Raw genomic sequence first — 12,843 nt, forward strand, 5'->3', positions numbered from 1 at the left:
TGCCGCGTGGCGCTCAATAGCATCGAAGAACTGGTTGAAGACATCCGCCAAGGCAAGATGGTCATCCTTATGGATGACGAAGATCGCGAGAACGAAGGCGATATCATCATGGCCGCCGAGGCGTGCAAGCCTGAGCACATCAACTTCATGGCCAAGCACGCTCGCGGGCTGATCTGCATGCCCATGAGTCGCGAACGCTGCGAATTGCTCAAGCTGCCGTTGATGGCGCCGCGCAATGGCTCGGGGTTTGGCACCAAGTTCACCGTTTCGATTGAAGCCACTACGGGCGTCACCACCGGCATCTCCGCCGCTGATCGCGCCCGCACCGTGCAAGCCGCTGCTGCGAAAGACGCCAAGGCTGAAGACATCGTCAGCCCAGGCCACATCTTTCCGCTGATGGCCCAACCGGGCGGCACCCTGGCCCGCGCTGGCCACACCGAAGCCGCCTGCGACCTGGCGCGCATGGCCGGTTTCGAGCCAAGCGGGGTGATCTGCGAAGTGATGAACGACGACGGCACCATGGCCCGTCGTACTGAACTTGAAGCCTTTGCCGCCGAGCACAACCTCAAGATCGGCACCATTGCCGACCTGATTCACTACCGCATGATCCACGAACGTACCGTTCAGCGGATTGCCGAGCAGCCGCTGGACAGCGAACTGGGCCAATTCAATTTGGTGACCTACCGTGATTCAGTGGAGGGCGACGTGCACATGGCCCTGACCCTGGGCAACATTTGCGCGGAAGAACCGACCCTGGTGCGGGTGCACAACATGGACCCATTGCGCGACCTGTTGATGGTCAAACAGCCGGGCCGCTGGAGCCTGCGCGCCGCTATGGCTGCGGTCTCCGAGGCCGGCAGCGGTGTGGTGCTGTTGCTCGGTCACCCTTTGGACGGCGATGTATTGTTGGCGCATATCCGCGAAACCGCTGACGCCGTGCCGGCGAAAAAACCGACTACCTACAGCATCGTCGGTGCCGGTTCGCAGATCCTGCGTGACCTCGGTGTACGCAAAATGCGCCTGATGAGCGCACCGATGAAATTTAATGCGATATCCGGTTTCGACCTGGAAGTTGTAGAATACGTGCCCTCCGAATAAAGGCTGGCGATTTTTGCCCCTTGTTCGCGGTTAAATCATCACTGAGGGACGCACTTTTCGCGTCCCGGCTCTTTAAGAGATTTGTCGAATGACCCTGAAGACCATCGAAGGTACCTTCATCGCCCCCAAAGGCCGCTATGCCCTGGTAGTTGGCCGCTTCAACAGCTTCGTGGTTGAAAGCCTGGTAAGCGGTGCCGTTGACGCCCTGGTTCGCCACGGTGTGAGCGAGAGCGACATCACCATTATCCGTGCCCCTGGCGCCTTCGAAATTCCACTGGTTGCGCAAAAAGTTGCTCAGCAGGGTGAATACGCGGCGATCATCGCCCTGGGCGCGGTCATTCGTGGCGGTACTCCGCACTTCGAATACGTGGCTGGCGAATGCACCAAGGGCCTGGCCCAGGTGTCCATGGAGTTCGGCGTGCCGGTTGCTTTCGGCGTACTGACCGTTGATTCCATCGAGCAAGCCATCGAGCGTTCCGGCACCAAGGCCGGTAACAAAGGCGCTGAAGCTGCCTTGTCCGCCCTGGAAATGGTCAGCCTGCTGTCGCAGTTGGAGGCCAAGTGATTTCCGACGAGAGCGATCAGTTCAACCCTCAGGATCCGCGTCCTGCTGATGCCGGCAAGCCATCCAAAAGCGAGAAGCGTCGTAAAGCGCGTCAGCTCGCGACCCAGGCGCTGTACCAGCGTCACCTGGCGGGCGCTTCGCTGAACGAAATCGAGGCACAGTTCCGCGTCGATAACGACTTCACCTTCGCCGACCAGAGCTACTTCCACGACATCCTGCACGGTGTGCATGCCAACCTGACCGAGATCGACACGGCACTGGCACCATGCCTGGACCTGACCATCGAAGAGCTGGACCCGGTTGAGCTGTGCGTGATGCGCCTGTCCACCTGGGAGCTGCTCAAGCGCGTTGACGTGCCGTACCGTGTGGTGATCAACGAAGGTATCGAGCTGGCGAAAGTCTACGGTTCGACCGACGGCCACAAGTTCGTCAACGGCGTGCTCGACAAGCTGGCCCCGCGCCTGCGTGAAGCCGAAGTGAAGGAACACAAGCGCTAACCTGCGCTTGAGTCCCGCATGGGCGAGTTCGAGCTGATCCGCAAGTTCTTCGCCGCCGCGCCCTGTGCGCAGGGCGGCGAAGGCATTGCCCTGGGGATCGGCGACGACTGCGCCTTGCTGGCGCTGCCCGCCGGGGAGCAGCTGGCTGTATCTACCGATACGTTAGTGGCCGGCGTGCACTTTGCCGATCCGTGTGACCCGTTCCTGCTCGGCCAGCGCTCGCTGGCTGTGGCGGTGAGCGACCTGGCTGCCATGGGCGCCCACCCTCTCGCTTTTACCCTCGCCTTGACCACACCGACCGTCGATGCCGATTGGCTGCAACGCTATGCCCAGGGTTTGAACGCCATGGCGCAAAGCTGCGGCGTGAGCTTGGTGGGCGGCGATACCACCCGTGGGCCGCTGAGCCTGACCCTGACCGTGTTTGGCCGGGTGCCGGCCGGGCTGGCATTGACGCGCAGCGGTGCCCGGCCGGGTGACCTGCTGTGTGTCGGCGGTGAGCTGGGCAATGCGGCCGGCGCTTTGCCCTTGGTATTGGGCCAACGCACGGCGGACGCGGCAATCGCCGAGCCGCTGCTCGCCCATTACTGGTCGCCGCAACCGCAGTTGGCCCTGGGGCTGGCGCTGCGGGGCAAGGCGACTGCGGCGATGGATATCTCCGACGGCCTCTTGGCCGATTGTGGGCATATCGCCAAGGCATCGGCGGTCAGCCTGGTGGTCGAACGTCACAGGTTGCCGTTGTCCACAGCCTTGCTGGCGTTTGTCGGTGAAGACCAGGCCCGTGTGGCGGCGTTGAGCGGTGGCGATGACTACGTGCTGGTGTTCACCTTGCCGGCGTCCCAGCTGGCGACGTTGCAGGCGGATGGCTGGCCGGTGCATGTGATCGGCCGGGTCGAGGCCGGGCAGGGCGTGACGCTGCTCGACAGCAGCGGCCAGGACATCACTCCGGCCGTGCGCGGCTATCAGCATTTTCGCCAGGCGCCGTAAGCCGGCGGCCTGCGCTACCCTTTATACGTTTATTCCCGAGTAGGAGGCCGTCACCATGGCTTTACGCCGCTGGCTGCTGATCGTGCTGTGTGCCTTCGCCCCCTTGGTCCAGGCGGGCGAGGTGCCCGTACCGGGCAAGATCGTGCTGGCCAGTGAGCAGTGGAACGACTACACCAACAAGGATGGCAGCGGCCTGGCGTGGGACCTGTTGCGCCAGATCTTCGAGCCGGCGGGCATCACCGTGCAAACCCGCAGCGTGCCCTATACCCGCTCGGTCGGCCTGGCCCAGCGTGGCGAGGTGGATGGTTGGGTCGGTTCCTATCGCGACGAGGCCAGTGGCGTGTTGTACCCGCACTGGAACTTCGACTCCGATCATATCTACGCCCTCGGGCTGGCAACTGCGCCCACGCCGACGCTGGCGACGCTGGGCAACTACCGTCTGGCCTGGGTACGCGGCTACAAGTACGAGGAATACCTGCCCAGCGTGCGCCGCTTCAACCCGATCGAGCGGCGCAACGGTATCCTGCCGATGTTGGAACACGGTCGCGCCGATTTCTATATCGACGCCCTCACCGAGGCCAAGTACGTGCTCAGTCAGTCTCAAGACCCGGCGCTATTCAAACTTACGCATATCGCCGAACTGCCGCTCTACATCGGCTTTGCCGACACCGAGCGTGGGCGGGCATTGATGGGGGTGTATGACCAGCGTTTGACCCTTCTGGTAAAGACTGGCGAACTCAAGCCGATTTTCGAGCACTGGAAACAGCCGTATCCGTTCTGACGCCCATAGAACTGTCTCGAAGGCCAATCGAACCTATTGATCTTTATCAGCGATAATTCAGCTTAAGCGTCTGTAGGAACCTGCTGTTACAATGGCCGCCTCTGTGAAATCTGAAATCAGGAGCACACGGTGCCCGTCGTTTTCGTCGCCGCTTCCAAGCTGCCTACCCCTTTTGCCACGTTCACCATGAATGGCTTTCTCGAAGAAGCCACCGGGCGCGAGCACGTTGTGCTCAGCCTGGGCGACATCACGGATGGCGCGCCGGTACTGGGGCGTGTGCATTCCGAATGCCTGACCGGCGATGCGCTGTTCAGCCAGCGCTGCGACTGCGGCTCGCAACTGGAAGCCGCCATGCGCGCCATCGCCCGTGAAGGCCGTGGCGTGTTGTTGTACTTGCGTCAGGAAGGCCGTGGCATTGGCCTGCTGAACAAGATCCGCGCCTACGAACTACAAGATGGCGGCGCCGACACCGTGGAAGCCAACGAGCGCCTGGGTTTTGCCGCCGACCAGCGCGACTACGCCATCTGCCTGCCGATGCTCGAGCACCTGGGCGTGAAATCCCTGCGGCTGATGACCAACAACCCGCGCAAGGTCAAAGCCTTGACCGAGATGGGCATCACCGTGGCCGAGCGCGTGCCGCTGCACACCGGGCACAACCCGCACAACAAACTCTACCTGGCCACCAAAGCCAGCAAGCTCGACCACATGATGGGCAACGAGCACCAGGGCGAGGTCGACCGCGCGTGACCCGAGGCCAGGTGAAACGGCGACTGTCCTTCAACTGGTGGCAGTACCTGGCCCTGGCATTGCTGCCCCTGTTCGTGATCAACCTGCTGTTTGGTCGCGCTGATTCCTTGCTGCCGGTACTGGCCATGCCGTTCTTCATCGCCGGCGTGGCCTCGATGTTTCTCAGCCTGCGTTATTTCCATGGCTATAAACACGCGCTGATCGCCACCTCCAAAGCCCTTGATACCGCAGAAGAACCGGCTGCCTGGATCACCCTTGCGGCGCGTCGGCGCACAGCCTTGCTGGTGGCCGCGCTGCCGGCCTGGATCGGCGCACTGGCGGTGTTCGTCGGCCTGGAGGCAGTGCCGTTGTTTCTGCTGGCACTGTCGACGCTAGTGCTGTTCTACCTCTATCGCATTCCGCGTCAGTTGGGATGAGCCGCTACTGGCTGGCGCTGCTGCTGGTATTCAGCACCCAGGTGTTGGCGGTCGAGCGCGTCGTCAGCCTGGCGCCGTCGCTGTCTGAAATCGTCGCTGAGCTGGGCGCCGCCGACCTGCTGGTGGGCGTGCTCGATGGCGGCGAACGGCCGCCAGCACTGGCAAAGCTGCCGTCGGTCGGACATTACGGCCAATTGGACATGGAGCGCCTGCTCAGCCTCAAGCCCGATTTGATCCTGCTGTGGCCCGGCAGCGTTGGCCCAGCCCAGCGCGAGCAGCTGCAGCGCCTGAATATCCCGGTGTACGTCGCCGAGCCCCATAGCCTTGAACAACTGACCACCCAAGTCCAGGCCATTGCCGAGCAACTGGGCCGCGCTGACGCAGGCCGTCAGCTCGCCGCACAGCTACGCGAGCGTCTGGCCGAGTTGCGCCAACGCTATCAGCGTGGCGAGCCGTTGCGGGTGTTTTACCAGGTGTGGAACCAGCCGCTGTACACGGTGGGTGGTGGGCAGATCATCAGCGATGCGCTAAGTGTTTGCGGCGCGCGTAATGTATTCGATGACCTCAAGCTGCCAGCGCCGCAGGTGAGCATCGAGTCGGTGTTGCAGCGTGATCCCGAGATGATTCTAGTGGGCGATCAGGTGCAGAAGGAGGCCTGGAAGGTCTGGCCGACGATGGCTGAGCGGGTGCGACTGGTGCCGGATAAAGGCCTGGAGCGGCCCAGCGGGCAGATGCTGGAAGCCGTAGCCCGATTGTGTGAGGTGATCGCGCCCCGCTAGAGGTCCGGCGTCCAGGTCACGCCAAGCATCAGCGCCCGGCCTTCTTCCCGATAGCCATATTGCTGGCCTTGGTACTGATACAGCGCCCGGCTGTAGGCTTTGTCCAGCAGGTTATCGAGCTTCATGTTCAGCGTGACTTCACGGTTCAGCGTCCAACTGGCGCGCAGCCCGAGCAATCCATAGCCAGCCAACGGTTGCTGGTTCTTCGCGTCGTCGTAGCTGCTGCTGACCGCTTGCCAGCTGGCGCCGACGCCGAATTGGTCGAATTGGCGATCCAGGTCCAGGCTCACGGTGCGCCTGGCGCGACGCGCCAACGTACGTCCGGAGTCGCGGTCTCGTGGATCAATTATTGCCAGCCCCAGGTTGCCTTGCCAGCCGAACAGCTCTTGCTTGAGCGCGGCTTCGAAGCCGTTGATGTGCGCTGAGCTGACGTTTTGCGGGCCGTCGCTGCCGAACACGATCGCATCCTGGATGTCGGTGCGGTATAGCGAAGCTTCCAGACGGCTGGTGTCGCTGAGTTGGCTACGCCATTGCACTTCGTAGCTTTTCGAGGTTTCGGGCTTCAGGTTTGGGTTGCTGTTCTTGAAGCCATATTCGTCCGGGTAATACAGGTCATTGAACGTCGGGGCGCGGAAGCCCTCGCTGTAACTCAGCAGCAGGTCATTGTCCGGGTTGACCGGCAGCGTCAGGGTGCCGCTCCAGCTGTTCTGTCCGCCAAACTGCTGGTTCTGGTCACGCCGCAGGCCCAGCTCGGTGGAAAACCATTCGCCGTGGAAGCGATGCTGCACAAAGGCCGCGCGGTTCCAGCGACTGTTCTCGGTAAAGGTGGTGGAACCATGGAAGCGGTCTTCATACCAGTCGCCACCGACGATCAGGCTGTTCTGCTCATTCAGGGTCAGGTCGTTTTGCCAGTTGACCGAATCGCGGTAGGTATTGAACGCACTGAAGTCATCACTAAGGGTATCGCGCTTGGTGTCGCGGTTTTCGCTGTGACCCAGTTCCAGACGCGACTGCCAGACTTCATTGAACTTGGCATCGACATAACCGCTGGCGCTGCTCACGGTGTAGTCGGTGTAGGGTTTCTGGCCGACGCTTTTCCCGGTGGCGTCGTCGTAGCGGCCAAAACTGTTGTCGTATTCCGACTTACCGCGGTTATCCAGCAGGTTGAAACCCACTTCCAGTTCATCGCTGAAGGAATGGCTGAGGTTCAGGCTGATGGACTGGTTGCGATAGGCATCATGATCGCCGTCGCTTGGGAACGACGCGTGGCTCGAGTTGATACCGGCGGTCTCATCCAGGCTTGCCCCCAGGTTGAAGCGCGTGTGTTCGTCACCGCCCGACAGGCCCAGACTGCGCTCCCACGTCTGGTTGCTGCCAAACCCCAGCCTCAGGCGTGGCTGCAAGCCTTGCTCGGCGTTGCGTCGGGTAAACACCTGGATCACACCGCCAATGGCATCGCTGCCGTAAATCACCGAGCGTGAGCCGCGTAACACCTCTACCCGTTCAATCTGATCGACGTTGAGGTACTGCAGGCCGCTGTCGCCGGAAGTGGTATTGGCGATGCGTTGCCCGTCCACCAGCACCAGGCTTTGCGCCGACTTTGTGCCGCGAATGAAGATCCCCGGCAAACTGCCACGCCCACCCGTTGGCGCGACTTGCACACCGGGCACGCGGCTGAGCAGGTCGGTGACGCTGCTGGGCTGCAGGCGGTCGATGTCGGCGCGGGTGAAGACGGTGTTGGCGGCGCTGCTGTCGTTACGCGCCTGCACTTGGCGGTTGGCGCTGATGACCACGTCGGAGAGCTTCAGCGCGTCGTCCCGCTCGAAGCTGTCGGCCAGCAGATCAGCGGCGGGGAGCAGCAGGAAGGGCAAGGCGAAGCGAAGGCGATTCATGGGCTGTCCATAGAATTTGAAGATGGCATAAAACCAATGTGGGAGCGGGCTTGCTCGCGAATGCGGTGGCACATTCAACATCTCGGTTGACTGATACTCCGCATTCGCGAGCAAGCCCGCTCCCACATTTTAGTTCCGGTTCACCCGGGCGATTGGGTTACAGGTTGAGCATCGCCATGCGCCTGCGCACGGAAGCTTCAATGCCAGCCTCATCCAGCCCGCATTCGGCCAGCATCTGCGCCGGCTTGGCATGCTCGACATACAGATCCGGCAAGCCCAGGTGCAGTACCGACTTGAGAATGTTCTCCCGCGCCAGGAATTCGCTGACCGCCGCACCGGCGCCGCCCATGATCGCGTTCTCTTCGACAGTCACCAGCAACTCATGGCCAGCGGCAATCTCGCGCACCAGCGCTTCATCCAGCGGTTTGACGAAGCGCATATCGACCACGGTGGCATCGATCTTCTCGGCGACTTTCAGCGCTTCGGCCAGTTGCACACCAAATACCAGGAGTGCGGTCTTGCTGCCTTGGCGACGCACGATGCCTTTACCGATTTCAATCGGCTCCAGGTCTTTCTCGATCACAGCGTTGGGGCCATTGCCCCGCGGGTAACGCACGGCGGCCGGGCCGTTGTACAGATGGCCGGTGCTGAGCATCTTGCGCAGTTCGTTCTCGTCGCTCGGCGTCATCACCAGCATGCCGGGGATGCAGCGCAGGTAGGACAGGTCGAAACTGCCGGCGTGGGTCGGGCCGTCTTCGCCCACCAGGCCGGCGCGGTCGATGGCGAACAGTACGTCGAGGTTCTGCACCGCCACATCGTGAACGAGCTGGTCATAACCGCGTTGCAGGAAGGTGGAGTAGATCGCCACCACCGGCTTGGCGCCTTCGCAGGCCATGCCGGCAGCGAAGGTGACGGCGTGCTGCTCGGCAATCGCCACGTCGAAGTAGCGCAGCGGGAAACGCTCGCTGAACGCCACGAGGTCGGAGCCTTCCTTCATCGCTGGGGTAACGCCCACCAAGCGCGGGTCGGCGGCGGCCATGTCGCACAGCCATTCGCCAAACACACCGGAATACTTCGGCCCGCTGGCCTTCTTCGGCGCGGCGGCGGGCGCATCCAGGGGTTCAAGCTTGGTAATTGCGTGGTAACCAATCGGGTCGACTTCCGCGGGAGCGAAGCCTTTGCCTTTCTTGGTGACGATATGCAGGAACTGCGGGCCCTTGAGGTCGCGCATGTTACGCAGGGTGGCGATCAGGGTTGGCAGGTCGTGGCCGTCGATAGGGCCGATGTAGTTCCAGCCCAGCTCTTCGAACAGGGTGCCAGGCACCAGCATGCCCTTGGCATATTCTTCGGTGCGACGGGCGATTTCCCACGCGCCAGGCAGGCGCGAGAGCACTTTCTTGCTGCCTTCTCGCATGCTGGCGTAGGTGCGGCTGGAAAGGATCTTCGCCAGGTAATTGGACAGGCCACCGACATTGCGCGAGATCGACATGTCGTTATCGTTGAGGATCACCAACATGTTGGCGTCCACTTCCGGCGCGTGGTTGAGCGCTTCGAAGGCCATGCCGGCGGTCAGCGCGCCATCCCCGATCACGGCAATCGCCTTGCGGTCGCTGCCTTGCAGGCGAGCGGCAATCGCCATGCCCAGCGCTGCACTGATGGAGGTGCTGGAGTGGCCGACGCCGAAGGTGTCGTACTCGCTCTCCGAACGACGCGGGAAGGCGGCCAGGCCGTCCTTCTGGCGCAGGCTGCCCATGCGCTCGCGGCGGCCGGTGAGGATTTTATGCGGATACGCTTGATGGCCCACGTCCCACACCAGCCGGTCGTCCGGGGTGTCGAACACGTAATGTAGGGCGATGGTCAGCTCGATCACGCCCAACCCGGCGCCGAAATGCCCACCGGTCTGGCCGACCGTGTAGAGCAATTCCAGGCGCAACTCATCGGCCAGGGTTTCCAGCTCGGCTTCACCCAGTCGACGCAGGCCGTCCGGCGTGGCAGCGCGGTCGAGCAGTGGCGTGGACGGGCGTTTGCGGGGAATCTCTTGAAACGTCGTGGGCATCAGGCGAATCGTTATAGGTATAGAAGAGGCGGCAGTTTACCTCAAGCGGTGCAAACTGCCCACGCAGAGCGCCGAACTTGGCCGATATGCGGCGCGAATGGCCGCGGCAGTCAGTGGCGGCGTTCGACGATATACCGCGCCAGGTCACGCAGTGGCTCGGCCGCCGCGTCGAAAGGTCGCAGGGCATCCAGGGCCTGGTCACGCAGCTCAATGGCATACGCCTTGGCGGCTTCCAGCCCAAGCAGTGCAGGATACGTCGGCTTGTCCCGTGCGATATCGGCACCTTGGCGCTTGCCGAGGGTGGCGGTGTCGCTTTCCACGTCGAGAATATCGTCCTGCACCTGGAACGCCAGGCCGATAGCCCGGGAATAGGTGTGCAGGGCCGCCAATTGCGCGGTTTCGGCACGGCCACTGGCGAGTGCGCCCAACTGCACGGCGGCTTCGATCAAAGCGCCGGTCTTGTGGCGATGCATATGTTCGAGGGCTTTTTGATCCAGCTTGAGGCTGACCGAACCCATGTCGATGGCTTGCCCGCCGACCATGCCGGCCGGGCCTGCGGCGTGGGCCAAGGCGGTGACCATGCGCAGGCGGATCTCGGCGTTGACGCTGCTCAAGCGCGGGTCCAGCAATGCGCCGAACGCCAGGCTCTGCAAGCCATCGCCGGCCAGGATCGCATAGGCTTCATCAAAGGCTTTATGGGTCGTGGGCTGGCCGCGACGTAAATCGTCGTCGTCCATCGCTGGCAAATCGTCATGCACCAGGGAATACGCGTGGATCAACTCGACCGCACAGGCCGCGCCATTGGCCTCGGCTGCCGGAGCCCCCAGGGCTTCACAGGCCGCATACGCCAGCAACGGGCGCACACGCTTGCCGCCATTCATCACGCTGTAGCGCATGGCTTCATAGAGGCGCGTCATTTCCGGGCTTGGCGCAACAAACAAGGGCTCCAGCGCCGCATTCACCCGGGCTTGGCTACTGGCCTGATACGCGTCGATCATTCCGGCTGTTCCGCATCGAAAGGTTCTTCGGCCAACTCCCCGTCACGCTCAAGCAGCACCTGGACCTTCTGCTCCGCCTGCGCCAGCGCGCTCTGACAGTCGCGGGTCAGGCCGATGCCTTGCTCAAACGCCGTCAACGAGTCCTCCAGCGACAACTCGCCGTTCTCCAGACGCTCGACCAGGGTTTGCAGGTCGGCGAGGGATTGTTCGAAATCGAGTGCAACTTTTTTGCGGGCCATGGCGGCAATTCCGGTAGACGGTAAACCGGCGCGACACTAGCAGACATGGGGGATGGGGGCAAATGAGTGGGGCTGTTACTCGTAGGTAGGATTGATCTGATAACGCGTGCTGCGGCCGCCTGCGGGGAGGCGTATCAGGCAGTTTTTTTTCAGTAGGTCGGCAAGGTGGCGGGTTGCTGTCGCCTTGGACACTTTCGCCACCGCTTGGTACTGCGCGGCGCTGATGCCGTGTTCGAAGCCCCTCTCACCACCATCGAGCAGGCGGTTGAGTACCTTGACCTGTTCGGCGGACAAAGGGACGCCACGGTACTGTTGCCAGAACCGGCTCTTGCCCAGCACTCTGCCAATCCGCGCCATCGCTTGCTGCAGGCTGCGCAGCAGGGTTTTCAGGAACCATTCCAGCCAGTCGGTGATATCCAGCGTGGCCTTTTGACTGGCTTCCAACGCGTTGTAGTAACCGGCACGGTCTTCGAGGATGCTGGCCGACATCGCATAAAAGCGAATGGCTTGGTGCTCACCCTGGGCCAGGGCCAAGTCAGTGATAGCGCGAGTCAGGCGACCATTGCCGTCGTCGAACGGATGCAAGGTGATAAACCAGAAGTGCGCGACACCGGCGCGAACCATTGGATCCAGCTCAGGTTGATCGCGGCTGGTTTCGAACCACTCAAGGAACTCATCCAGCGCCTGCTCCAGGCCTTTACGTGGTGGTGCTTCGAAATGCACGGTCGGCCGATCAAGTCGCCCTGACACGACCTGCATAGGCTCATCGCCTCGCAATCCTGCGACATTGATTGCACGCGCGGCGTAGCCTGCTTCGGGAGCCGGGAACAACAAATGATGCCAGTTCAATAGCCGAGCGCGGGTGAACGGTTGGTCGAATTGCAGGGTGGCATCCATCATCAAATCGGCCAGCCCTTCACTGCGGCGGCTTACCTGACCGTCTTTCGTGGCTTCCAAGCCCATCCGCCGCGCCAGGGAGGACCGCACCGAGCCCACGTTCAACTGCTCACCCTCGATGGCCGTAGAGGTCAGGATGTTTTGCAGCAATGCATCCAATTCATTCTGCGCGCTGACCGCTTCGGTGACAGAACCGAGCATACCCAGCAGCTTGCCTTGGGCCTGCCCGCAATCGCGCAACAAGGCTGCCAGCCGCCCGGGCTGCCAGTGGAAGTGGGGCCAGTCGGTGTGTTGCCAGATCCAGTGCGGGTGATTCATTGGGAATGCCTGGGTGCGTGAGCCGAATAGAGGGGGTATTCGGCTCATCTTATGAGCCGATTGTGCGAGCTATTTGGCTCATCGTCTAGGGGGGCTGTTTATGCTTTTTCTTAATGTTGCAGTGGGTGTGGGCGGAGCGATAGAGCTATCAGGAGTTGTCCAATGCTAGGACGCCCGTAACGGGGTATTAGTATTTCAGTGAAAACTGGCGTCGATTCTTTCAACTTTTAGCTTGATAAAGTGGTCGTTGCATTCCGGATGGTCGTAATGTATGCCCTCGACATCAATAGAGGTGAAAGTCATGAGAATATCGTTGCGCAGGTCACCGTAGAGGATATAGGAGTAACCACGATTTGTATGTTCTGCCAGCGTTTGAATTGTCTTAGCCCGCTCAATCTCGTAATTGTCGGAAAGATTTAATGTCAGTTCTACGTCATAGGTCTTTCCCACCTCTAGCTCATAGGGGCAATAGCTGATGAAGCATTTTACAGTGGTTCCTTCGATGAGCAGTGTTACGTCTTCTTCTATGTGGTTGTTAGTGGCTACTACCTGTGCTTTATGTAAACTCATATGCGT

Annotated in this window: 14 protein-coding genes; 8 read left to right on the top strand and 6 right to left on the bottom strand. The window is 61.5% G+C overall.

What is annotated here, in order from left to right:
• Positions 1–6: 6 nt before the first annotated feature.
• The 8 genes from ribBA (at position 7) to JFT66_RS14915 (ending at position 5,867) form a co-directional block, all read left to right on the top strand.
• Positions 7–1,098, top strand: coding sequence for a bifunctional 3,4-dihydroxy-2-butanone-4-phosphate synthase/GTP cyclohydrolase II (gene ribBA, locus JFT66_RS14880; RefSeq protein ID WP_034116023.1), 1,092 nt, complete (start codon positions 7–9; stop codon positions 1,096–1,098).
• An 88-nt stretch (positions 1,099–1,186) separates the two neighbouring features.
• A complete protein-coding gene (gene ribH, locus JFT66_RS14885) occupies positions 1,187–1,663 on the top strand; it encodes a 6,7-dimethyl-8-ribityllumazine synthase (RefSeq protein ID WP_003176356.1) in 477 nt (158 codons plus the stop codon).
• Positions 1,660–2,160, top strand: coding sequence for a transcription antitermination factor NusB (gene nusB / locus JFT66_RS14890; protein ID WP_014720126.1), 501 nt, complete (start codon positions 1,660–1,662; stop codon positions 2,158–2,160). The genes ribH and nusB overlap by 4 nt, the downstream gene beginning before the upstream one ends.
• 18 nt (positions 2,161–2,178) lie before the next feature.
• Positions 2,179–3,144 (top strand): thiamine-phosphate kinase, encoded by a 966-nt coding sequence (thiL, locus tag JFT66_RS14895; protein WP_198859531.1) that lies wholly within the window; start codon positions 2,179–2,181, stop codon positions 3,142–3,144.
• Positions 3,145–3,199: 55 nt separating this feature from the next.
• Positions 3,200–3,925, top strand: coding sequence for a substrate-binding periplasmic protein (locus JFT66_RS14900; RefSeq protein WP_153839492.1), 726 nt, complete (start codon positions 3,200–3,202; stop codon positions 3,923–3,925).
• Positions 3,926–4,054: 129 nt separating this feature from the next.
• Entirely contained in the window at positions 4,055–4,672 is a 618-nt protein-coding gene (gene ribA / locus JFT66_RS14905) for a GTP cyclohydrolase II (protein WP_162524966.1), read from the top strand.
• The gene (locus tag JFT66_RS14910) at positions 4,669–5,088 is read left to right on the top strand and encodes a nuclear fragile X mental retardation-interacting protein 1 (protein ID WP_034116018.1); all 420 of its coding nucleotides are present in this window, start codon (positions 4,669–4,671) and stop codon (positions 5,086–5,088) included. Before ribA ends, JFT66_RS14910 begins: the two co-directional genes overlap by 4 nt.
• Positions 5,085–5,867 (top strand): cobalamin-binding protein, encoded by a 783-nt coding sequence (locus JFT66_RS14915; protein ID WP_198859532.1) that lies wholly within the window; start codon positions 5,085–5,087, stop codon positions 5,865–5,867. Before JFT66_RS14910 ends, JFT66_RS14915 begins: the two co-directional genes overlap by 4 nt.
• On the opposite strand, the gene JFT66_RS14920 is transcribed toward JFT66_RS14915, so the two are convergent.
• From JFT66_RS14920 to JFT66_RS14945, 6 genes are all read right to left on the bottom strand, one after another.
• Entirely contained in the window at positions 5,864–7,759 is a 1,896-nt protein-coding gene (locus JFT66_RS14920; RefSeq protein WP_198859533.1) for a TonB-dependent receptor domain-containing protein, read from the bottom strand. The genes JFT66_RS14915 and JFT66_RS14920 overlap by 4 nt on opposite strands.
• 157 nt (positions 7,760–7,916) lie before the next feature.
• Positions 7,917–9,815: a 1-deoxy-D-xylulose-5-phosphate synthase gene (dxs, locus tag JFT66_RS14925; protein ID WP_153872776.1), complete on the bottom strand. Its 1,899-nt coding sequence runs from the start codon at positions 9,813–9,815 to the stop codon at positions 7,917–7,919.
• Positions 9,816–9,925: 110 nt separating this feature from the next.
• A complete protein-coding gene (ispA, locus tag JFT66_RS14930; RefSeq protein WP_198859534.1) occupies positions 9,926–10,813 on the bottom strand; it encodes a (2E,6E)-farnesyl diphosphate synthase in 888 nt (295 codons plus the stop codon).
• Positions 10,810–11,052 (bottom strand): exodeoxyribonuclease VII small subunit, encoded by a 243-nt coding sequence (locus tag JFT66_RS14935; protein WP_003176346.1) that lies wholly within the window; start codon positions 11,050–11,052, stop codon positions 10,810–10,812. Before JFT66_RS14935 ends, ispA begins: the two co-directional genes overlap by 4 nt.
• A gap of 75 nt (positions 11,053–11,127) precedes the next feature.
• Positions 11,128–12,267 (bottom strand): Fic family protein, encoded by a 1,140-nt coding sequence (locus tag JFT66_RS14940; RefSeq protein WP_034116013.1) that lies wholly within the window; start codon positions 12,265–12,267, stop codon positions 11,128–11,130.
• Positions 12,268–12,462: 195 nt separating this feature from the next.
• Entirely contained in the window at positions 12,463–12,837 is a 375-nt protein-coding gene (locus JFT66_RS14945) for a hypothetical protein (protein WP_198859535.1), read from the bottom strand.
• Between the last annotated feature and the right edge of the window lie 6 nt (positions 12,838–12,843).

It is taken from the genome of Pseudomonas sp. MF6755 (genome assembly GCF_016405635.1).
Classification (GTDB): domain Bacteria; phylum Pseudomonadota; class Gammaproteobacteria; order Pseudomonadales; family Pseudomonadaceae; genus Aquipseudomonas; species Aquipseudomonas haemolytica.